The following is a 22,752-nucleotide window of genomic DNA, read 5'->3' as shown; positions in this document are numbered from 1 at the left end:
TCCGGCTCGCCAAACGACGCGTTTCACATCGCCAGTGATCAGGACATAAAACAGTACGCCGAGGGTATAAGAGGGAAATAGCCTGCGGCTACTGCCTGTTTAATGATTCTGTGTTTTTTCGTCCTGTAGCCGTGCCTGCTCCGCCAGGGCGGCAAAATCTTTTTCGCTGTAATAGTGCGCGGGAGGCGGTAGCTGCGCCATATCCTCGCTGGGCCACAATTGTAGTTGCGCCAGCGTGCTAAGCTGGATACCGCGCCAGCGATGGGGCAAGCTCAGCGGCAATAGCGGCATTATCTCGCCAGGAATGGCGGTCGGCAGGCGGTCATCGCCCATCTGATAATTACGATGCAGCACCAGATATTTTTCCGGTACCCGCCGCTGGCTGTTCCACCAACGGCCATCAAGCATATCAAACTGAAAACGGGTGATCTGCGCCGGCTGCGCTGCCAGCTGCGTCAGCGCTTGCCGCAGCGCAGTTTCCATCGCCGTGTTGTACATCTCTTGCGTTTTCGTCTGGCCGCCGACAATTAAAGACGCCGCCAGACGGGCACCCGCGAGGTTAGAATAGAGATCTTCCGGCGAAAAGGCCGATACTCCCTCAGAAAATCCGCGAACAGACTCGAAACCGTACCATTGGGCGATTTCGTGCCACTCCGCCACCTGGAACGCCAGATGCGCCGACAGCCAGGCGGCCAGCGTGTAACGCTCGCGTGCATCGACCGGAGGGGTAAAAGCAGTAAAAACCAGACGCCGTTCGGCCAGTTCCTCGCCCAGATTCAGCGTAAAAGCCTGCCCCAGCTTTGGTAGTAGTTGGCTGAAGATATACACTGTCATATCAGCGGTATCCCGCACATGTGCGGTGTCGATGAATCCGCCACGCAAGGTATACACAATACCGTTATTCTCACCGCTAAGGCCAATCAGGTTTGCCACGCCCGAGTACAGATGGTCGTTGTACTGATGATGCCCCAGCGAGTCCACCGTCACGACGTTATTTAACTGATAGAACGGAACCGGCAGTCCCAGCAGCTCGGCATGCAGGTCGTAACCAAAAGCGCAACACGGACGCAACCCCTTTGGCAGCGGCTGCGGCGGCATCGTCGGCCAGGCTTCACTGGCAGCTGGCATTGGGAGAGAGGACAGATAGAGCGTCAGTGGTAAGGCGGCGAGGGCGCTCCCCGTCAGAAACAGCAGCGCCAGAAAGATAACCCGAACGACGGACCTCAAAATGCTTCTCCTACCTGAAAATAAAAACCGCTGCTAGCTTTGCCCACGCCGTAATCCAGCCGCACGTTGACGCGCGGCTTGAACTCAAAGCGATAGCCCACGCCCGCAGAAGGCAGCCATCGTCCGTCATCCAGATGGTGCAAAGACGATCCCATGGTGCCCGCGCCCACCCAACCGACAACGCCATGCCGCCAGCTCAGCTTATGGCGATATTCCAGCTGACCGCTGATAGCATTTTTATCGCGATAGCGTCCTTCATAATAGCCGCGCATACGATGGTTACTGCCCAGCAGCGGCAGCATATTCCACGGCACATCACCCTGAGTAAAGGCGCCGTCCGTTTCCCAGGCCAGCACATCTTTATCATTGACGGCATGGTAACGACTATAGTGCAGTTGGTATTCATCAAACCGCGTATCGCTACCGACGTCCGGTGCGAAGTGGGTATAGCGAAGGGTGGCATACTGCCCTTTGCGTGGGTTAGGTATAAAATCACGATCATCCCAGCTAATCTCAACGCTACCGCCGTTACTCAGTGAAGAACAGCCCTGCGCTGTACTTTGAATTTTGGGCGGATCGGTCTCATCAATTTGCGCGGCGTGCTGTATATCCAGCGTCCAGCCAACGCCAAGATAGATATTGTTGACCAGCCGACGATACAGCATGGGTTGCAGATCCAGCACCTGCGCAGTATAGGCCTGCTTATGGCTGTCTTTATCACCGGCGGCAAAACCCTGTCCCCAATAGTAAGTGGGCGTGTCGCTCAATGCGCCAGTGAGGAAGAAACGCCAGCGATCTTGCGCGAAAAAAGCGTAATTTTGCAGGCTTACGCCAAAAGCGCCTGTGGAGCTGAAATAGCCGCTCAGCGACAGCGTGGATACCTGGCTAACCTTATCGGCAGGATCGGGGCGATACATACCGACGATGGCGGTGCCGATGCCCAGCCCCAGTTCAGGGGTATAAAATGGCCCGGGCATTACTCCCCAGTTGACGCCTTTGGCGGCATCGTAAGTATCGCTATCCCCCATTTGTTGTAGCCAGCCGTCCACCTGACTGCGGCTGGGCAGCGCCGCCTGCGCCACGCCGGACAGCACACCGGCGACGCAAAGCAACAGTCGGCAATGGCAGCGGTTCAAAAGCGGTACTCACCGGCCACAAAGAAGCTATTGCGCTCGGCAAAGCCAAACTCGGTGGTAACGTTGAAATGGCGGGTTATTTCATACTGAGCGCCCAGCAGCATGTTCCACGGTGATTGTAGATGCTGTTTGACGTCAAAGCGGCCGTTATTGTTATAGTTAGCCATACTCACCAGCCTTTGTAGCGTCGCTGACGGCATGGTCAGGTCGTCGAGGCTGCCTTTAAACTCCTGCTGCACATCCTGATACATGCTGCCGACCCAGACGTTTAGCTTGCCCGACGGCAGATGCATCTTATCTATACCCGGGGTGGTAAAACGGTAACCAACGCGAGGTGAGACGGTAAAGGCATCGATGCTGCCATCAAGGATATCGAACTGTGTCTGGGTGTAGTTAGCATCAACAGCGGTAAACCAGTTACCTACGCCGCCGACCAGCGTGGTGCCGATGCCATAGGTAGTGCCTTTAAAGTCGAGTTTAAACTTGAGGTTTTGCAGATCGGCGGGATGAAAAACGTGGCCATTTTTCGTCATCAACCCAACACCAATTTGCGAAATGGAATGACCATCGGTATAGCCCACCAGGCCGTACACATTCATAAATGGCAGCAGCCAGGCATCCAGCTTGACCGTTTCGGTCTTGCTCTTTTCACGGGTATGACCGACGTTAATTTTAAATGCGTTATCTAATGGAATTCCCCCGTTGGGACCTAAAGCCAGGCCATTAAAGTTGATGCTATCAACGTTAATATTCTGCCCAATATTCATGTAGTTAATATTGAGACCAAATGGCTCGGGAAGCTCATAGCCACGCTTTCGGGCTTCATCACCCAGAAAAGGCAACACTGATGTACTGGCAGGCTTTGCCACCGGCGTTGTCGCGACTGGCGGTGTGGCAGCAGATGGGACGTCATCCTGATAGCTATAAACAGGCGACAGGTTCGCCGGGGGGCTGGTAGCCGCCCAGGTAGAAAAAGCCATAGCGGGCAGCGCCAACAGCAAAAGGGAGCGTTTTTTCATAATGATGAAGCGTTTATTCTGGCGAGAAGCGCCGCCGGATCGAAAGGAGGAGGGAGAATATAGTAATCGTCGCCTGGTGGGCGGGATTTCTGTGCGAATTAATCTTTTGAAATAAAAAACTATTTTCTACAACGTCTTTGTTGCAACACATTAGCTTCATGAGTGGAACTATCGGCCCGACGGCGATCGGGCCGGAGTGAATCAGGACAGAACATGTTGTTCAATCGCCCAGGCAACACCATCTTCAAGGTTCGATTTAGTCACAAAGTTAGCCACCTCTTTGACCGACGGAATGGCGTTGTCCATTGCCACGCCCATGCCGGCGTATTCGATCATCGCAATGTCGTTTTCCTGATCGCCAATCGCCATCACCTCCTCTGGCTTAATACCCAGCGCCTCGGCCAGTGATTTTACGCCGGTGCCTTTATTGACCCGTTTATCGAGGATTTCAAGGAAGTACGGCGCACTTTTCAGCACGGTGTACTTTTCCTTCACCTCTGCCGGTATACGCGCAATCGCCCGGTCGAGAACGGCAGGCTCATCGATCATCATAACTTTCAGGAACTGGGTGTTCGGGTCCATCTTCTCCGCTTCACAAAATACCAACGGAATGGTCGCCACATACGACTCATGCACCGTGTAGTAGCTGATATCGCGGTTAGCGGTATAAAGCGTATTTCGGTCTAATGCGTGGAAGTGAGAACCCACCTCACGGGACAGTTTTTCCAGGTAACGGTAGTCATCATAGCTGAGCGCCGTTTGCGCAACCGTACTGCCGTCCCCTGCTTTCTGCACCAGCGCCCCGTTATAGGTAATGCAATAATCGCCGGGCTGTTCCATGTGAAGTTCTTTCAGATAGCTGTGCACACCCGCATACGGACGACCTGTGGTCAGCACCACGTTTACCCCTTTTTCACGCGCAGCGGCAATCGCGTTTTTAACCGCCGGAGAAATGGTGTGATCGGGCAGCAGAAGGGTGCCATCCATGTCGATAGCAATGAGTTTAATAGCCATGAAATCCCCGCATTAAATGAGTCCTGACTCATGCTAACGCGATTCCGCTCAAAAAACAGTAAAGAATCCGAGAGAAAGGGGGATAAACTCTGGAAAAAGGATTCCTCTTTTGTCCGACATGATGAGGAGTTTAACGGTCTTTACAATGGTTGCTTCTATTGTGCATTGACCGATTTATCAGGCAATAACATATAGAAAAATAAAGGAGGTTATTGGGAAACTCATCGTCTATAGAAGAAAAAGAGACTGAGTGTCCCGTTAAACCATTTGAGGAATGAATAATTTGATGACAATTACCGTTGGTACTATCTGAAAAAAAATAAAAATAACACAGTTTTCGATTAAACGGCACACCGGTAAGAAAGCGCAGATAGAAAAAATAGCAATAAAATTAGCGGCGTGGTAATAATAACGAATATGACATGTAAGGAATACATTCATGAAAATAATTAAAATAATATCAGCCATTGCCATGAGTTATTTTTTAAGCGGTTGTATGACGTCATCTTTACTCGATACTATAAAAACGGAAAGCGCACCCACGACAGAAGTCTGGAAAACAGATGAAATAAAAAGTATCAAACCATCAACGACCACAAGCGGAGAGAAAACGTGGACATTTGTTGGTGAAGACAATAATTATCAACTTGATATAAAAGATGATAATATCAACACAACAACCAGAAATTTCGTCACTTTACTGAATAATCCTCATATCGATAAAAGAATTATCGAATTTTCCAAACAGCTTTACTGTTCTACCGATAGTAAAAAAGGGAACAAACAAAATGAGTTTCATTGCGTCCGCCCTTCAGATATTAGATACAGTTATAAGTCTTTGACGGGAGAAGAAAAATCAAAAGTCAGAGAGGCATTTTATGTACATGAAAACGATCCTGGCAGTCCTTTTTATTTTACGTTAGCAGGAAAAATCCAACCCAAAGATGCCGATAATGAAAATGAAATATTACTAAAATCTTCCCATAAAATAAATTTCACACGTGATAAGAAGCATTTCTCGGCTAAGGTTTTATTAATGCCATTCTCTATTATTGGCGATGTTGTCACTGCGCCCTTCCAGGCAATTGGCTATATTATTATCATGAATTCTTTACCGGCGATGCGCTACTAATAATAAAGAATGCCTGAATGTATTCAGGCATTCTATGTCAGCCTTACCTTGTCGGATGGCGGAGTAAATACTCTATCCAACCAACAAAGTATCTTTAATGCTAAACAATGGAAAATACATCAAGGATATATTATGAACAAATTATTAGAAATATTAATTTTAACGATACTTGTAGTGGCTATAATTCTTTATATTGGATATGTCATTGTATTGCACTCACTACCCCCAATGCGTTACTAAATCTCAGACTGCTGACAAACCTTCCAGGCGCTGTTAAATGTTGGGATTCGCTCCCCTCAACCTACAGACTAAATCTCTCCCTTATATAAGGGAGAGATTACGCGGGAATATTAAATATCGATATTCGCTGCTTTCAGGGCGTTCTCTTCGATAAAGGCACGACGCGGCTCAACGGCATCACCCATCAGCGTGGTGAACAGCTGGTCGGCAGCAATCGCATCTTTAACGGTCACACGCAGCATACGGCGGCTTTCCGGGTCCATGGTGGTTTCCCACAGCTGATCCGGGTTCATTTCACCCAGACCTTTATAACGCTGGATAGCCAGACCGCGACGTGATTCTTTCACCAGCCACTCCAGCGCCTGCTCGAAGCTGGTTACCGGCTGGCGACGCTCGCCGCGTTCGATAAACGCGTCCTCTTCAATCAGACCGCGCAGCTTCTCGCCCAGCGTGCAGATACGACGATATTCCGCGCCGGTCACAAACTCGTGATCCAACGGATAATCGGTATCCACACCATGCGTACGCACGCGAACGATAGGCTCGAACAGATTCTGTTCCGTATTAGTATGAACATCGAACTTCCACTGACTGCCGTGCTGCTCTTTCTCGTTCAGCTCGGTAATCAGCGCATTCACCCAGCGCGTTACAGTCTGCTCATCAGAAAGATCGGCTTCGGTCAGAGTTGGCTGATACACCAGCTCTTTGAGCAGCGCTTTCGGGAAACGACGCTCCATACGACCAATCATTTTCTGCGTGGCGTTATATTCAGAGACCAGTTTTTCTAACGCTTCGCCGGATAGCGCCGGCGCATGGGCGTTCGCGTGCAGAGTCGCACCGTCAAGCGCGATGGAAATCTGGTATTGATCCATCGCTTCGTCGTCTTTGATGTACTGTTCCTGCTTACCTTTCTTGACTTTGTACAGCGGCGGCTGCGCAATGTAGACGTGGCCGCGCTCGACGATTTCCGGCATCTGACGATAGAAGAAGGTCAACAGCAGCGTACGGATGTGCGAGCCGTCGACGTCCGCATCGGTCATGATGATGATGCTGTGATAACGCAGCTTGTCCGGGTTGTACTCGTCGCGACCGATACCGCAGCCCAGCGCGGTAATCAGCGTCGCCACTTCCTGAGAGGAGAGCATCTTGTCGAAGCGCGCTTTCTCGACGTTAAGGATTTTACCTTTCAGCGGCAGAATCGCCTGGTTTTTACGGTTACGCCCCTGCTTCGCAGAGCCGCCCGCGGAGTCCCCTTCCACCAGGTACAGTTCGGACAGCGCCGGGTCGCGTTCCTGGCAGTCCGCCAGTTTGCCCGGCAGGCCCGCTAAATCCAGCGCGCCTTTACGACGGGTCATTTCACGGGCGCGACGCGCCGCTTCACGCGCACGCGCGGCGTCGATAATTTTGCCGACGACGATTTTCGCGTCAGATGGGTTTTCCAGCAGGTATTCGCTCAGCAGTTCGTTCATCTGCTGTTCTACCGCCGATTTCACCTCGGAAGAGACCAGCTTATCTTTGGTCTGCGAGGAGAATTTCGGGTCCGGCACCTTCACGGAAACCACCGCAATCAGACCTTCACGGGCATCGTCGCCGGTGGCGCTGACTTTAGCTTTTTTGCTGTAACCTTCTTTGTCCATGTAGGCGTTCAGCGTACGGGTCATCGCCGCACGGAAGCCTGCCAGGTGAGTACCGCCGTCGCGCTGCGGAATGTTGTTGGTAAAGCAGTAGATGTTTTCCTGGAAACCATCGTTCCACTGCAGCGCTACTTCCACGCCGATACCGTCTTTTTCGGTGGAGAAGTAGAAGATATTCGGGTGGATCGGCGTTTTGTTTTTGTTGAGATATTCAACAAACGCCTTGATGCCGCCTTCGTAGTGGAAATGATCTTCTTTGCCGTCACGCTTGTCGCGCAGACGGATGGAAACGCCAGAGTTCAGGAATGACAGTTCACGCAGGCGTTTCGCCAGGATCTCATATTCAAATTCAGTGACGTTAGTGAAGGTTTCGTGGCTCGGCCAGAAACGTACCATCGTGCCGGTTTTATCGGTATCGCCAGTGACGGCAAGGGGTGCCTGCGGCACGCCGTGCTCGTAGATCTGACGGTGAATTTTGCCATCTCGCTGGATAACCAGTTCCAGTTTTTGCGACAGAGCGTTGACTACCGAGACACCCACGCCGTGCAGACCACCAGAGACTTTATAGGAGTTATCGTCAAATTTACCGCCCGCGTGCAGAACGGTCATGATCACTTCCGCCGCCGAGACGCCTTCTTCCGGGTGAATACCGGTCGGAATGCCACGGCCATCATCCGTTACGGACACGGAATTATCGGCGTGAATAGTCACGACGATATCTTTACAGTGACCCGCGAGCGCTTCGTCGATAGCGTTATCTACCACCTCGAATACCATGTGGTGCAGACCGGTGCCGTCATCCGTGTCGCCGATATACATACCCGGGCGCTTACGCACCGCATCCAGCCCTTTCAGGACTTTGATACTGGAGGAGTCATAAGAATTCGACATCAACGTTTCTCGCTCATTTAATCTTGGGTTAATCCGTTATTTTACCCTTTTCCACGGTAAACATCTTCGAATTTTCATCCGACATGTCTATAACGTGTTCAGCGCTAATTGCGCTGACAAAGACCTGCGATTGCGTGGCTTTTAAGCGGCTGGCCAGCAGTCCGCGACGCGCATCGTCAAGTTCAGAGGCAAAATCATCTATCAGGTACAGGCAGCGCCGCCCGCTTTCGCGGGTGAGGAACTCGCCCTGCGCCAGACGTAAGGCGCACATCAATAACTTTAGCTGCCCGCGCGACAGGGTATCTTCCACCGGCGCGCCGTCGGCGCGAATGCGAAAGTCCGCTTTATGCGGCCCGTGCGCGGTGTAGGTCAACATACGGTCACGCTCAAAGCTTCGCTCCAGCACGTCCGCATAGTCTGTCTCTTTCTCCCAGCCGCGCTGGAAAGAGAACGTCAGGGAAAATTCAGGTAAAAACTGCTGACAGGTATCCGCCATGTCCTGTGCGATAGCGCTACTGTACTCCGCCCGCCAGGTACTAATTTGTTCCGCCAGCGGAATCAGCTCTTTATCCCACGGGCGCAATTGCTCATAACGACTCACCTGGCGCAGCGCGGCATTACGCTGTTTCAGCAATCGTTTCAGGTTGCTCCAGGCGGTGAAGAATCCGGCTTCGTTGTGAAAGCATCCCCAGTCAAGGAACGCTCTTCTGTATTTGGGGCCGCCGTTGAGTAAAGTAAACCCCTCCGGCGTAATCAACTGCATCGGCATTAAATGCGCCAGCTCCGCGATCTTGTGACCGTCGGTACCACCGATACGGACTTTGCTGTCGCCCTGCTTATCTTTGGTTAAGCCAATCGACGTCTCACGCTCTTCGCCCTGTAATCGCCCGTGAAGAACAAACGCTTCCTGCTCATGACGAATCACGCGGCCAGGCTGCAAACTGCGAAACGCCCGACCGTGGCCAAGCGTATAGATAGCTTCCAGCACGCTGGTTTTGCCGCTGCCGTTGGCGCCAACCAGGAAGTTAAAGCCGGGGGATAAAGCGAGATCCGCATTTTCTATGTTGCGGAAGTCTTTGATTAGCAGTCTGGATAGCGACATATCAACTCATAACCAGGGCGTTATCGGCGCAGTTAGTCTGGTTACGGCCAGCGCACAGCAACCGGAGCGTACTGGAGTACGTGAGGATTGCTCGCTGCGCTCGCCCTTCGGGCCGTCCATAAGACGTCCAAAATACTTCGTATTTTGTGCGAGCACTGCCCGAAGCCAGAATAACAAGTAAGATAGCCCGATATTCTTTACAAGCGCATTGGCATAACAACATAGGCAGCCGACTGTGACGCCGCATCCTCAATCTGTACGCTGGATACGGAATCCGTCAGCATAATGCGCACGGTTTCGCACTTCAGCGCATTGAGCACGTCCAGCACGTAACTGACGTTAAAGCCGATTTCCATCTCCGTCCCGCCGTAGCTCACGTCCAGAATCTCTTCCGCTTCTTCCTGTTCCGGGTTATTGGCGGTGATTTTGAGCTGATTCTCACTGACGTACAGACGCACGCCGCGGAATTTCTCATTCGAGAGGATTGCCGCGCGGGCAAACGCCTGCTTGAGGATATCGCAGCCCGCTTCCAGATGTTTATCCGGATTCTTCGGCAGAACGCGACGGTAATCCGGGAAGCGACCATCCACCAGCTTTGAGGTAAAGATAAAGTCGCCGACGTGCGCGCGGATATTATTACTGCCGATCTGCACGCGCAGCGGGTTTTCGCCGCCGTCGAGCATACGCATCAGTTCAATCACGCCTTTACGCGGCACAATCACCGAGTGGCTGGGTAAAGACGCTTCCAGCGGCATTGAGCACACCGCCAGACGGTGGCCGTCGGTCGCGACAGTGCGCAGTTCGCTACCTTCCGTTTCAAACAGCATACCGTTTAAGTAGTAGCGCACATCCTGATGGGCCATCGAAAACTGGGTCGCTTCAATCAGGCGCTTCATCGTGGCCTGCGGCAGCGTAAATTCAACTTCGCTTTGCCAGTCGTCAAGATTCGGGAAATCGGCGGCAGGCAGCGTAGACAGCGAGAAGCGGCTACGGCCAGAACGCACCAACATCCGATCGCCTTCCAACTGAACGGCAATCTCCGCGCCCTCCGGCAGGCCGCGGCAGATATCAAAGAATTTCCGCGCCGGCACGGTAGTGGCGCCCGGCTCATGCGGCTGAGAAAGCGTAACGCGCGCGACCATCTCCATTTCAAGATCGGTGCCGGTCAGAGAAAGCGTACCGTCCGCTACCTGGAGGAGCAGGTTACCGAGAATCGGCAGCGTAGGACGACCGCCCAGCGGGCCGCTGACCTGCTGAAGCGGTTTTAATAAATGTTCACGTTCAACGGTAAATTTCATAGGATCACGACGACAATGTTCTGATTAAATTCGAAAAATCTTCTTTGATATCGTGGCTTTCTTCACGCAGTTGCTCAATTTTACGACAGGCATGAAGTACGGTAGTGTGGTCGCGCCCGCCAAACGCATCGCCGATTTCCGGCAGACTGTGGTTGGTGAGCTCTTTTGCCAGCGCCATAGCCATCTGGCGCGGACGTGCTACCGAGCGAGATCGACGCTTAGAAAGCAGATCCGCAATTTTGATTTTGTAATACTCGGCCACCGTCTTCTGAATATTGTCGATGGTGACCAGTTTTTCCTGCAACGCCAGTAAATCGCGCAGCGCTTCGCGCACAAAGTCGATAGTAATCGCCCGGCCGGTAAAGTTGGCATTGGCGATCACCCGGTTCAGCGCGCCTTCCAGTTCACGCACGTTAGAGCGTAGACGCTTGGCGATAAAGAACGCTACTTCGCCTGGCAGACGAATATCATTTTCGTCCGCTTTTTTCATCAGGATCGCCACGCGGGTTTCCAGTTCTGGCGGTTCGATCGCCACTGTTAGCCCCCAACCAAAGCGGGACTTGAGACGATCCTCAACGCCGTTGATCTCTTTCGGATAGCGATCCGACGTCAAAATGATCTGCTGATTGCCTTCCAGCAGAGCGTTAAAGGTATGGAAAAACTCTTCCTGGGATCGTTCTTTATTGGCGAAGAATTGAATATCGTCGATCAGCAATGCGTCAACGGAGCGGTAGTAGCGTTTAAACTCTTCAATGGCGTTATTTTGCAGGGCTTTTACCATGTCCTGCACAAAGCGCTCGGAGTGCATATACACAACTTTCGCGTTGGGTTTGCGCGCCATAATGCCATTACCCACCGCGTGCAGCAGGTGAGTTTTACCCAGACCGGTGCCGCCATAGAGGAATAAGGGGTTATAGGCGCCGCCAGGATTATCCGCCACCTGACGTGCCGCCGCGCGCGCCAGTTGGTTGGATTTACCTTCGACGAAGTTATCAAATGTATGTTTAACATTGACGTTGGAGCGGTAGGTCGGCTCCGCCGGCGCTGGTACGTTATCCCAGCCCGAACGGGCCGCAGGCGCTACGCGCTGCGGCTGCGCCGTTGTTGTCTGCGCAGGCGCGACAACGTTATGCACAGGCGTTTTTAGCGTTTGCGTAACGGGCTTTGTTCCCACTTCAAAACGCAGTTGTGGGGCATCCGCGCCGCAGAATGTGTTGAGTAATCCATTGATATTGTTGAGGTACTTATCTCTTACCCAATCGAGCACAAAACGGTTTGGCGCATACAAAGCCAGCGTGTTATCGCTCAGTTCCGCCTGCAACGGGCGTATCCACATACTGAATTCTGTGGCTGGTAACTCATCCTGCAATCGGGCAAGACACTGCTGCCAAAGCGAAAGTGACACGGCGGACTCCACTCGAACAAAAGTCGATAAATGACAAAGGCTGATACATTAATGATTGTTGGCGCACGTCGATAAGACCCTGCATGAAGGGTGACGCACGAACCGCTGTCTGCGGTTTTCACGGATCTTTCAAACGATCGCGACTTCACGCAGTCTGAAAGATTTCGTGTTCATGCCTGACCAGGATCGTTTGAAACGATCAGGACCGCGGATCATAGCCTAAACTGAGCAAGAGATCTTCTGTTTCTCACAGATTCTTCCCTATTTATCCACAGGACTTTCCAGGAAAGGATAAGTGTAATCGATCCTGGGGAACTCCTGTACGCTTTCGCGCGCATATTGAAAAAATTAATAGGTAAAGGTGAGCAGACGCCTAAAAGATCGCATAAAGATCCAGGGCGATCCTTGCGCTTTACCTGGCAGTCCGTATAATTCTCCACCCGTCGCGCAATGCCCGTCATATGGCGTCAACGCTGCTTATTTTCCGCACAAAAAGGCGTGGAAAATCGCGGGAAAATAAGGAAAGAGAATTGACTCCGGAGTGTACAATTATTACAATCCGGCCTCTTTAATCACCCACACTGTGGCGTAAGTCGTTCAAAGTTTGTTCGGGTATACGCAAAAGTCAGTGAATTTATTCAAGTTTAGGTAGAAATCGCCATGAAACGCACTTTTCAACCGTCTGTACTGAAGCGCAACCGTTCTCACGGCTTCCGTGCTCGTATGGCTACTAAAAATGGTCGTCAGGTTCTGGCACGTCGTCGTGCTAAAGGCCGCGCTCGTCTGACCGTTTCCAAGTAATAAAGCTAACCCCTGAGTGGTTAAGCTCGCATTTCCCAGGGAGTTACGTTTGTTAACTCCCGCTCATTTCACATTCGTCTTCCAGCAACCTCAACGGGCTGGCACGCCGCAAATCACCATCCTCGGCCGCCTGAATTCGCTGGGGCATCCCCGTATCGGTCTTACCGTCGCCAAGAAAAATGTTCGACGTGCGCATGAACGCAACCGGATTAAACGTCTGACGCGTGAAAGCTTCCGTCTGCGCCAGCATGAACTTCCTGCAATGGATTTCGTGGTGGTGGCGAAAAAAGGGGTTGCCGACCTCGATAACCGTGCTCTCTCGGAAGCGTTGGAAAAATTATGGCGCCGCCACTGTCGCCTGGCTCGCGGGTCCTGATAGCCCTTATTCGGGTCTATCAACGCCTGATCAGTCCGCTGCTTGGGCCGCATTGTCGTTTCACGCCAACGTGCTCAAGCTACGGAATTGAGGCATTGCGCAGGTTTGGAGTGATAAAAGGCAGTTGGTTGACGGTGAAACGCGTATTAAAATGCCACCCTTTACACCCTGGTGGTGACGATCCCGTCCCGCCCGGACCATTTGATACCAGAGAACACTAACGATGGATTCGCAACGCAATCTTTTAGTCATCGCTTTGCTGTTCGTGTCTTTCATGATCTGGCAAGCCTGGGAGCAGGATAAAAATCCGCAACCTCAGACTCAACAGACCACGCAGACAACGACCACCGCAGCGGGTAGCGCCGCCGACCAGGGCGTACCAGCCAGTGGCCAGGGGAAAATGATTACGGTGAAAACCGATGTGCTTGATTTGACTATCAACACCCGTGGTGGTGATGTCGAGCAGGCCTTGCTCCCGGCTTACCCGAAAGAACTGGGTTCCAACGAACCGTTCCAGCTGCTGGAAACCACCCCGCAGTTTATCTATCAGGCGCAAAGCGGCCTGACAGGCCGCGACGGCCCGGATAACCCGGCGAACGGCCCGCGTCCGCTGTACAACGTCGAGAAAGAGGCGTTTGTACTGGCCGACGGTCAGAACGAACTGCAGGTTCCGATGACTTATACTGACGCCGCAGGCAACACGTTTACCAAAACGTTTGTCTTTAAGCGTGGCGATTATGCGGTTAACGTGAACTATAGCGTGCAGAACACCGGCGAAAAACCGCTGGAAGTCTCCACCTTTGGTCAGTTAAAACAATCCGTCAACCTGCCTCCTCATCGCGACACCGGCAGCAGCAACTTTGCGCTGCATACGTTCCGCGGCGCAGCGTACTCCACGCCGGATGAGAAGTATGAGAAATACAAATTCGACACCATTGCCGATAACGAAAACCTCAACGTCAGCTCCAAAGGCGGTTGGGTGGCAATGTTGCAGCAGTATTTCGCTACCGCATGGATTCCGCGTAACGACGGCACCAACAATTTCTACACCGCTAATCTGGGTAACGGCATTGTCGCTATCGGCTATAAAGCGCAGCCGGTACTGGTACAGCCAGGCCAGACTGGCGCGATGACCAGCACCCTGTGGGTCGGCCCGGAAATTCAGGATAAAATGGCGGCTGTTGCACCGCACCTGGATTTGACCGTGGACTACGGCTGGTTGTGGTTCATCTCTCAGCCGCTGTTCAAGTTGCTGAAGTGGATCCACAGCTTTGTGGGCAACTGGGGCTTCTCCATTATCATCATTACCTTTATCGTTCGCGGTATCATGTACCCGCTGACTAAAGCGCAGTACACGTCAATGGCGAAGATGCGTATGCTGCAGCCGAAAATTCAGGCGATGCGCGAACGTCTTGGCGATGATAAACAGCGCCAAAGCCAGGAGATGATGGCCCTGTACAAAGCGGAGAAGGTTAACCCGCTGGGCGGCTGCTTCCCGCTGATCATCCAGATGCCTATCTTCCTGGCGTTGTACTACATGCTGATGGGTTCCATTGAACTGCGTCATGCGCCGTTCGCGCTGTGGATTCATGACCTGTCTGCACAGGACCCGTACTACATTCTGCCGATCCTGATGGGCGTAACGATGTTCTTCATTCAGAAGATGTCGCCGACCACCGTGACCGACCCGATGCAGCAGAAGATCATGACCTTTATGCCGGTCATCTTTACGGTGTTCTTCCTGTGGTTCCCGTCAGGTCTGGTGTTGTACTATATCGTCAGCAACCTGGTCACCATCATTCAGCAGCAGCTGATTTACCGTGGTCTGGAGAAGCGTGGCCTGCATAGCCGCGAGAAGAAAAAATCCTGATTCGGTGTAGGCCGGATAAGGCGAAGCCGCCATCCGGCAAGGCGCGCCGGTCAGCCTGATGGCGCTAACGCTTATCAGGCCTACAATCAAAAGGCGGTCATATGACCGCCTTTTTTATTGCAACAAAGTTGAGACTAACCATGAGCCATAACGACACTATCGTCGCCCAGGCAACCCCACCGGGACGCGGTGGCGTGGGTATCCTGCGTATCTCTGGTCTGAAGGCGCGCGACGTTGCGCAAGAGGTGCTGGGCAAGCTGCCGAAGCCGCGCTATGCCGACTACCTGCCGTTTAAAGACGTTGACGGCAGCGCGCTGGATCAGGGTATTGCGCTGTGGTTCCCCGGCCCGAACTCCTTCACCGGTGAAGATGTGCTGGAGCTACAAGGGCACGGCGGTCCGGTGATCCTGGACCTGCTGTTAAAACGTATCCTGACGCTTCCAGGCGTGCGCATTGCCCGACCGGGCGAGTTCTCCGAGCGAGCGTTCCTCAACGATAAGCTCGATTTAGCCCAGGCAGAAGCCATTGCCGACCTGATCGATGCCAGTTCCGAACAGGCGGCGCGTTCGGCGCTAAACTCGTTACAGGGGGCATTTTCCGCCCGCGTTAACCACCTTGTGGAAGCACTTACTCACCTGCGAATCTACGTCGAAGCGGCTATCGATTTTCCGGATGAGGAGATCGACTTTCTCTCTGACGGCAAAATTGAAGCGCAGCTCAATGGCGTCATCGCCGATCTTGACGCCGTGCGCACCGAAGCGCGCCAGGGCAGCCTGCTGCGCGAAGGGATGAAGGTAGTGATTGCCGGACGCCCGAATGCCGGGAAATCCAGCCTGCTGAATGCGCTGGCAGGCCGTGAAGCGGCCATTGTTACCGATATCGCCGGTACCACGCGCGACGTGTTGCGCGAGCATATTCACATCGACGGGATGCCGCTGCATATCATCGATACCGCCGGACTGCGCGACGCCAGCGACGAAGTTGAGCGTATCGGCATCGAACGCGCCTGGCAGGAGATTGAACAGGCCGATCGCGTGCTGTTTATGGTGGATAGCACCACGACGGACGCCGTTGACCCTGCCGACATCTGGCCGGACTTTATCGCCCGTCTGCCCAAAAATCTACCGATTACCGTGGTACGTAACAAGGCGGATATCACCGGCGAACCGTTGGGTATTAGTGAAGTAAACGGTCACTCACTGGTTCGCCTCTCGGCGCGTACCGGCGAAGGCGTCGACGTGTTGCGTAACCACCTCAAGCAGAGCATGGGGTTTGATACCAATATGGAAGGCGGCTTCCTGGCCCGTCGCCGTCACCTACAGGCGCTGGCGGAAGCCGCTGAACACCTTGAGCAGGGCAAAGCGCAGCTATTAGGCGCATGGGCGGGGGAACTGCTGGCGGAAGAGTTGCGCCTTGCGCAGCAAAGCTTAAGCGAGATTACCGGCGAGTTTACCTCCGACGACCTGCTGGGACGGATTTTCTCCAGCTTCTGTATTGGTAAGTAACGTTGTATTGCCCGGTGGCGCAATGCTTACCGGGCCTACAAAACCCGTAAGCCGGATAAGGCGTTTATGCCGCCATCCGGCAGCAATGATTTCCCATGCGGAAATCACTGTTGTCCAAATGGCAACTCGTCTCGCGCAACGTCGCCCCGTATTCTTAGCGCCACACTTTTCGTGAGGCCGCTATGAAACGTTTTCTACTGTGTAGTTTTGCCCTGGTTTTACTCTATCCTGCCGGTATTGATATGTATCTGGTCGGTTTACCGCGTATAGCCGCCGATCTGAACGCCAGCGAGGCGCAGTTGCATATCGCCTTCTCCGTTTACCTGGCCGGAATGGCGACGGCCATGCTGTTTGCCGGGAAGATAGCCGACCAGTCAGGCCGCAAGCCGGTCGCGATCGTCGGCGCGCTCGTCTTTATGATGGCCTCACTGCTTTGTTCACGGGCGTCGGAAGGCTCGCTATTTCTGAGTGGGCGTTTTCTTCAGGGGGTAGGAGCAGGCGGCTGCTATGTGGTGGCGTTCGCCATTCTGCGCGACACGCTCGACGAGCATCGTCGGGCGAAAGTGCTGTCATTATTGAATGGGATTACCTGTATTGTGCCGGTACTCGCCCCGGTGATGGGGCATTTGATTATGCTTCGTTTCCCCTGGCAAAGTCTGTTCTATACGATGTCCGCGATGGGCATTATTGTGGGCCTGTTATCACTGTTTATCCTGCGCGAGACGCGCCCGGCAAGGCTGGCTCCACGCGATTTATCACGATCGTCGCCCGCCGCCGAGTCGCTGGTTAACCGTTTTTTCGTTAGTCGACTGGCGATCACCACCCTTAGCGTGTCGGTGATCCTGACCTTCGTCAATGCCTCTCCAGTGCTGCTGATGGAGGTGATGGGATTTAGCCGTGGCGACTATGCCATTACCATGGCGCTCACCGCAGGCGTCAGTATGGTCGTCTCTTTTTCCACCCCTTTTGCGCTTGGGTTATTTAAGCCGCGAACCTTAATGCTCGTCTCACAGGGGCTGTTTTTGACGGCTGGCGTGACGTTAAGCCTTGCTCATACCAATACCGTCACACTCTTTGGCCTGACGCTTATCTGCGCCGGATTCTCGGTTGGTTTTGGCGTCGCGATGAGCCAGGCGCTGGGGCCGTTTTCGCTGCGCGCCGGAGTGGCCAGTTCCACGCTCGGTATCGCGCAGGTTTGCGGTTCATCACTGTGGATTTGGCTGGCGGCAATACTCGGTATCAGCGCGATGAATATGCTGATCGGGATTCTGATTGGTTGTAGCATAGTGAGTATTCTGCTGATCTTCTCCGTCGCGCCCAACAGGTCCGTAGCCGAGCATGAAGAAATCCCTTACCAATCTCGACCTTAATTTGCTGTTATGCCTACAGTTACTCATGCAGGAGCGCAGCGTCACTAAAGCTGCAAAACGGATGAACGTAACGCCATCGGCGGTCAGCAAATCGCTGGCGAAACTCCGGGCATGGTTTGACGATCCGCTGTTCGTCAATACGCCGCTGGGCCTGGCGCCGACGCCGCTGATGGTCAGTATGGAGCAAAGTCTGGCGGACTGGATGCAGATGGGGAATCAACTGCTTGATAAGCCGCATCATCAAACGCCGCGCGGTTTAAAATTTGAGTTGGCGGCAGAGTCGCCGCTGATGATGATTATGTTTAATTCACTGTCGCAGCAGATTTATCAGCGCTATCCGCAGGCTACCATTAAGGTTCGCAACTGGGATTATGACTCGCTGGAGGCGATTACGCGCGGGGAAGTCGATATCGGATTTACCGGACGCGAAAGCCATCCCCGCTCGCGAGAATTGCTCAGTCTGTTGCCGCTCGCGATTGATTTTGAGGTGTTGTTTAGCGATTTACCGTGGGTCTGGCTGCGGGAAGATCATCCGGCGCTGCGCGAAGCGTGGGATCTGGACACTTTTCTGCGCTACCCGCATATCAGTATTTGCTGGGAGCAAAGCGATACCTGGGCGCTGGATGATGTCCTGCAAGAAATGGGACGCAAACGTCATATTGCGTTGAGCCTGCCGGGGTTCGAGCAGTCGCTCTTTATGGCCGCCCAGCCGGATCACACCCTGATAGCAACCGCGCCGCGCTATTGCCAGCACTACAATCAGCTCCACCAGCTACCGTTAGTGGCGCGCCCCCTGCCTTTTGATGCGCAACAGCGGGAAAAGCTGATGGTGCCGTTTACCCTATTATGGCACAAACGTAATAGTCATAATCCCAAGATTGTGTGGCTACGACAGGCTATCAACACGCTCTGCCGTCGCCTTATCTGACCACCTGTGTTGATAAATTAACCTTACTCTTACCAGAAATGTCACCGTCTGATTAAAGAACCTTCTGAAATTGAATTTTTAGCGCGTAAAACCTGTCCATAATTTACGTTAATGTTACTCTCGTCATTATCACGGCCCATTAATCACGGAGCGAAAAATGGCGACTCACTTTGCCAGAGGGATACTTACGGAGGGACAGTTGGTTTCAATTCGTCTCTCTTCGTCTTGCCATATTGAAGCCAGAAACCTGCCTGCTCACCGACGAACGCGTTTTCTCGCCTCCAGAGGCCTTCTTGCCGAACTGATGTTTATGCTGTACGGAATTAGCGAGCTGCCGGAAATCATTATTCAGGCGAAAGGTAAACCCGCGTTTCGTGACAAAAATCTGCCAGGCTTTTCTATCTCCTACGCCGGAAATATGGTTGGCGTGGCGTTGACCACCGAAGGAGAGTGCGGGCTGGATATGGAATTACAGCGCACCTCCCGCGGCTTTCACTATCCGCATTCGCTCGAACGCCACCCTTTCTCCCGTAATGAAAACTTATGGGTAGCCAATCAAAACGATCCCAACGAAGCGCGAGCGCAACTCATTACATTGCGCCAGAGCGTGTTAAAACTCACCGGCGATGTCATGAATGACGATCCGCGGGAGCTGCAACTTTTACCCGTGGCCGGACGCCTGAAGTGCGCGCATGTCACGCAGCTTGAAGCCGTGTGCGATGCGGAAGATGTGCTGGTATGGTCCGTAACCGTTACGCCAGCGATAGAAAAATTAAAAGTGTGGGAGTTCGATGGCAAACTGGGCTGGAAAAGCCTGCCCGATATCCAGACGCGCGCCAATGAGCCAACCGGCCGTCTGATGCGATTCGCCCAACTCCCCGCCGCCAAATCGTATACGCTTAATCGTTCATAATGAAAAAAGGGGCACGTATGTCTGAAACGCTGAATGTGGTTACATTGCTGGGAAGTTTACGCAAAGGTTCCTTTAACGGGATGGTGGCGCGTACGCTGCCTAAAGTCGCGCCGGCAGGAATGACGGTATCGCCGCTGCCTTCGATCGGGGATATTCCGCTGTATGACGCCGATATCCAGCAGGAAGAGGGATTTCCAGCCAGCGTAGAGGCGCTGGCGGAGCAGATTCGCAACGCCGACGGCGTCGTCATTGTGACGCCGGAATATAACTATTCCGTTCCCGGCGGCCTGAAGAATGCCATCGACTGGCTATCCCGTCTGCCTGAGCAGCCGCTGGCGGGTAAGCCCGTTCTTATCCAGACCAGTTCAATGGGGGCGATTGGCGGCGCGCGCTGCCAGTATCATCTGCGCCAGATTCTGGTGTTCCTTGATGCAATGGTGATGAACAAACCGGAGTTTATGGGCGGCGTGATTCAGAATAAAGTCGACCCGCAGACTGGAGAAGTGGTGGATCAGGGAACGTTAGATCATTTGACCGGTCAGTTGACCGCATTTGGCGAGTTTATTCAGCGCGTTAAAGCGTAAGTTCGTTAAAAACCCTCCCCCCGATGGGGCGAGGGTTCATTTCATCAGTGTGCGTCAATAAACACAATCTTCAGCACAAATAACAGCGCGACAATCACTACGCACGGGCTAAGGTCGCGCAGGCGACCGGTACCGATTTTCATCACGCAGTAAGAGATAAAGCCCAGCGCGATACCTTCGGTGATCGAGAAGCTAAACGGCATCATTACCGCCGTAATAAACGCCGGGACCGATTCGGTTAAATCCTGCCAGTTTACCCGCGCCAGGCTGGAGGTCATCAGCACGCCGACGTAAATTAGCGCGCCCGCCGCCGCGTAAGGCGGCACCATGCCCGCCAGCGGCGACAGGAAGATAACCAGCAGGAACAAAATACCGACCACCACCGCCGTCAAACCGGTGCGACCGCCCACCGAAACGCCGGAAGACGATTCAATATAAGCGGTCACAGAAGACGTTCCGACAAATGCGCCAGTGACGGAAGAGATACTATCAACAAACAGCGCCTGCTTCATGCGCGGGAATTTGCCTTTCTCATCCGCCAGCCCGGCTTTATCGGTCACGCCAATCAGCGTACCGGAGGAGTCAAACAGGTTTACCAGCATGAAGGAGAAAATAACCCCCGCCAGGCCAAGATTGAACGAGCCTGCCAAATCGACATGCCCTACCACGCTGGTGACGCTTGGTGGCGCGGAGACAATGCCGTTGTAGTGTACATCACCCATCATCCAGCCAAGCAGCGTCGTGACGATGATGGACACCAGCACCGCCGCATGAATGTTGCGCGAAGCGAGAATCGCAATAATAAAGAATCCGAGAACCCCCAGCAGCACGCTGTGCGAGGTCAGGTTGCCGATGCTGACCAGCGTTTCCGGGTTAGCGACGATCACGCCGGCGTTTTTCAGCCCCATCATGCCGATAAACAGGCCGATGCCGCTGGTGATGCCCACGCGCAGGCTGACCGGAATGTTGGCGATCATCCAGTAACGCACGCGGAAGATAGTCAGCAATAAAAGACCAACAGCGCCCCAGAAAATGGCGCCCATGCCTACCTGCCACGGCAGTCCCATTGCCTGCACAACCACGAAGGCAAAGAATGCATTCAGCCCCATCGCGGGCGCCAGCGCCACCGGCAGGTTAGCGAACAGACCCATCAGAATACTGCCAAAGGCCGCAATCAGACAGGTGGTCACAAAGACGGCGCTGGTGTCCATGCCAGCTACGCCCAGAATTTGCGGGTTAACAAAAACGATATAAACCATCGTCAGGAAAGTGGTAAAACCGGCGATCACTTCGGTTCGTGCCGTCGTGCCATGTTCGCGCAGTTTAAACACGCGTTCCAGCATACCCTGACCAGAAGCCTGGGTGGTGTGTTGTTGACTCATTATCAATTTCCGGAGAAAGGAGGGAAAATTCGCCGTTATCCTATACCAAAATGCGACACCTGGCGCAGTTGTGTGGTAATTTTTTTCACTCAATTTGTTAGTACGGCAACGATTGCGTCCCCTCATTCAGCATTACGTAAACGTTAAACTTGTTAAAATGGAAATGACATGTCCCAAATCGAAGCAGTGTTTTTTGACTGTGACGGCACGCTGGTCGACAGTGAAGTGATTTGCTCGCGTGCCTATGTCGCTATGTTCCGGCAGTTCGGCATTACGCTTGAGCTCACGGAAGTATTCAGACGCTTTAAAGGCGTAAAGCTCTACGAAATTATCGATACCATCAGTAAAGAGCATGGCGTTGCGCTGGCAAAGGCGGAGCTGGAGCCGGTGTACCGCGCGGAAGTGGCGCGCCTGTTCGATACCGAACTGGAAGCGATCGCGGGCGCAAATACCCTGCTGGAGAGCATTAAGACGCCTATGTGCGTGGTATCCAACGGACCGGTCAGTAAGATGCAGCATTCGCTGGGTAAACTGGGCATGTTGCATTATTTTCCCGATTTGCTGTTTAGCGGTTACGATATTCAACGCTGGAAGCCCGATCCGGCGCTGATGCTCCATGCGGCGAACGCCATGAAGGTCAATGTTGAGAAGTGTATTCTGGTGGATGATTCCAGCGCAGGCGCGCAGTCAGGAATTGCGGCGGGAATGGAAGTATTTTATTTCTGCGCCGATCCGCATAACAAGCCGATCGATCACCCTAACGTGACGACATTTACCAATTTGGCGCAGTTGCCGGGATTGTGGAAAGCGCGCGGGTGGGAGATTACGCGTTAACTGAAATGCCGGATGGCGCTAACGCTTATCCGGCCTACAGCATCTGTACCTGTAGGCCCGGTAAGCGCAGCGCCACCGGGCAAAAGAATGA

20 protein-coding genes are annotated in these 22,752 nt (G+C 53.2%); 11 read left to right on the top strand and 9 right to left on the bottom strand.

All coding sequences use genetic code 11. The features are described from left to right. Positions 1-99: 99 nt before the first annotated feature. The 4 genes from ABVN44_RS22810 to yidA form a co-directional block, all read right to left on the bottom strand. Positions 100-1,227: a DUF4056 domain-containing protein gene (locus tag ABVN44_RS22810; RefSeq protein WP_023232191.1), complete on the bottom strand. Its 1,128-nt coding sequence runs from the start codon at positions 1,225-1,227 to the stop codon at positions 100-102. After that, on the bottom strand, positions 1,224-2,363 hold the full coding sequence (locus ABVN44_RS22805) for a BamA/TamA family outer membrane protein (RefSeq protein WP_023138228.1): 1,140 nt from the start codon (positions 2,361-2,363) through the stop codon (positions 1,224-1,226). Before ABVN44_RS22805 ends, ABVN44_RS22810 begins: the two co-directional genes overlap by 4 nt. Further along, positions 2,360-3,382: a hypothetical protein gene (locus ABVN44_RS22800; RefSeq protein ID WP_000747398.1), complete on the bottom strand. Its 1,023-nt coding sequence runs from the start codon at positions 3,380-3,382 to the stop codon at positions 2,360-2,362. The genes ABVN44_RS22805 and ABVN44_RS22800 overlap by 4 nt, the downstream gene beginning before the upstream one ends. 201 nt (positions 3,383-3,583) lie before the next feature. Next, entirely contained in the window at positions 3,584-4,396 is an 813-nt protein-coding gene (gene yidA, locus ABVN44_RS22795; protein ID WP_000985571.1) for a sugar-phosphatase, read from the bottom strand. Positions 4,397-4,835: 439 nt separating this feature from the next. Here yidA and ABVN44_RS22790 point away from each other — a divergent pair, with 439 nt between their 5' ends. Then, positions 4,836-5,528: a hypothetical protein gene (locus ABVN44_RS22790; RefSeq protein ID WP_024148487.1), complete on the top strand. Its 693-nt coding sequence runs from the start codon at positions 4,836-4,838 to the stop codon at positions 5,526-5,528. A 350-nt stretch (positions 5,529-5,878) separates the two neighbouring features. Here ABVN44_RS22790 and gyrB read toward each other — a convergent pair whose 3' ends face one another. The 4 genes from gyrB to dnaA all read right to left on the bottom strand — a co-directional run bounded on the left by gyrB (position 5,879) and on the right by dnaA (position 12,098). Further along, positions 5,879-8,293, bottom strand: coding sequence for a DNA topoisomerase (ATP-hydrolyzing) subunit B (gene gyrB / locus ABVN44_RS22785; protein WP_000072047.1), 2,415 nt, complete (start codon positions 8,291-8,293; stop codon positions 5,879-5,881). A gap of 28 nt (positions 8,294-8,321) precedes the next feature. Then, positions 8,322-9,395 (bottom strand): DNA replication/repair protein RecF, encoded by a 1,074-nt coding sequence (gene recF, locus ABVN44_RS22780; protein ID WP_023232188.1) that lies wholly within the window; start codon positions 9,393-9,395, stop codon positions 8,322-8,324. A 197-nt stretch (positions 9,396-9,592) separates the two neighbouring features. Further along, positions 9,593-10,693: a DNA polymerase III subunit beta gene (dnaN, locus tag ABVN44_RS22775; protein ID WP_000673474.1), complete on the bottom strand. Its 1,101-nt coding sequence runs from the start codon at positions 10,691-10,693 to the stop codon at positions 9,593-9,595. A gap of 4 nt (positions 10,694-10,697) precedes the next feature. Further along, complete coding sequence (gene dnaA / locus ABVN44_RS22770) at positions 10,698-12,098, bottom strand: chromosomal replication initiator protein DnaA (protein WP_000059093.1); 1,401 nt, start codon at positions 12,096-12,098, stop codon at positions 10,698-10,700. A gap of 660 nt (positions 12,099-12,758) precedes the next feature. Between dnaA and rpmH the strand changes: the two genes are divergently transcribed. The 9 genes from rpmH (at position 12,759) to ABVN44_RS22725 (ending at position 20,445) form a co-directional block, all read left to right on the top strand. Next, positions 12,759-12,899, top strand: a complete 141-nt coding sequence (rpmH, locus tag ABVN44_RS22765; protein ID WP_000831330.1) for a 50S ribosomal protein L34 — start codon at positions 12,759-12,761, stop codon at positions 12,897-12,899. Positions 12,900-12,915: 16 nt separating this feature from the next. Next, positions 12,916-13,275 carry a ribonuclease P protein component gene (gene rnpA / locus ABVN44_RS22760; RefSeq protein WP_000239725.1) on the top strand — a complete coding sequence of 120 codons (360 nt, stop codon included), beginning with the start codon at positions 12,916-12,918 and terminating at the stop codon, positions 13,273-13,275. Then, on the top strand, positions 13,239-13,496 hold the full coding sequence (yidD, locus tag ABVN44_RS22755) for a membrane protein insertion efficiency factor YidD (protein ID WP_001307474.1): 258 nt from the start codon (positions 13,239-13,241) through the stop codon (positions 13,494-13,496). Before rnpA ends, yidD begins: the two co-directional genes overlap by 37 nt. 2 nt (positions 13,497-13,498) lie before the next feature. Further along, positions 13,499-15,145: a membrane protein insertase YidC gene (gene yidC, locus ABVN44_RS22750; RefSeq protein ID WP_000378283.1), complete on the top strand. Its 1,647-nt coding sequence runs from the start codon at positions 13,499-13,501 to the stop codon at positions 15,143-15,145. Between the two features lie 140 nt (positions 15,146-15,285). Beyond that, on the top strand, positions 15,286-16,650 hold the full coding sequence (mnmE, locus tag ABVN44_RS22745; protein WP_198870416.1) for a tRNA uridine-5-carboxymethylaminomethyl(34) synthesis GTPase MnmE: 1,365 nt from the start codon (positions 15,286-15,288) through the stop codon (positions 16,648-16,650). Positions 16,651-16,832: 182 nt separating this feature from the next. Then, positions 16,833-18,020 carry an MFS transporter gene (locus ABVN44_RS22740; protein ID WP_023232186.1) on the top strand — a complete coding sequence of 396 codons (1,188 nt, stop codon included), beginning with the start codon at positions 16,833-16,835 and terminating at the stop codon, positions 18,018-18,020. Beyond that, the gene (yidZ, locus tag ABVN44_RS22735; protein ID WP_000749365.1) at positions 17,989-18,948 is read left to right on the top strand and encodes an HTH-type transcriptional regulator YidZ; all 960 of its coding nucleotides are present in this window, start codon (positions 17,989-17,991) and stop codon (positions 18,946-18,948) included. Before ABVN44_RS22740 ends, yidZ begins: the two co-directional genes overlap by 32 nt. A 157-nt stretch (positions 18,949-19,105) precedes the next feature. Then, positions 19,106-19,861 (top strand): 4'-phosphopantetheinyl transferase superfamily protein, encoded by a 756-nt coding sequence (locus tag ABVN44_RS22730; RefSeq protein WP_023232185.1) that lies wholly within the window; start codon positions 19,106-19,108, stop codon positions 19,859-19,861. After that, the gene (locus ABVN44_RS22725) at positions 19,861-20,445 is read left to right on the top strand and encodes an NADPH-dependent FMN reductase (RefSeq protein WP_001527038.1); all 585 of its coding nucleotides are present in this window, start codon (positions 19,861-19,863) and stop codon (positions 20,443-20,445) included. Before ABVN44_RS22730 ends, ABVN44_RS22725 begins: the two co-directional genes overlap by 1 nt. Positions 20,446-20,489: 44 nt before the next feature. Here the strand turns inward: ABVN44_RS22725 and adeP are convergent, their stop codons facing one another. Next, on the bottom strand, positions 20,490-21,827 hold the full coding sequence (gene adeP, locus ABVN44_RS22720; RefSeq protein WP_001519317.1) for an adenine permease AdeP: 1,338 nt from the start codon (positions 21,825-21,827) through the stop codon (positions 20,490-20,492). Between the two features lie 168 nt (positions 21,828-21,995). Between adeP and yieH the strand changes: the two genes are divergently transcribed. Next, complete coding sequence (gene yieH / locus ABVN44_RS22715; protein ID WP_023232184.1) at positions 21,996-22,661, top strand: 6-phosphogluconate phosphatase; 666 nt, start codon at positions 21,996-21,998, stop codon at positions 22,659-22,661. The last annotated feature ends 91 nt before the right edge of the window (positions 22,662-22,752 follow it).

The sequence above is a fragment of the Salmonella sp. SJTUF15570 genome (assembly GCF_043357055.1).
Lineage (GTDB): Bacteria > Pseudomonadota > Gammaproteobacteria > Enterobacterales > Enterobacteriaceae > Salmonella > Salmonella enterica.
The sequence above is the reverse complement of the archived record's forward strand: the minus strand, read 5'-3'. Positions and strand labels throughout refer to the sequence as shown.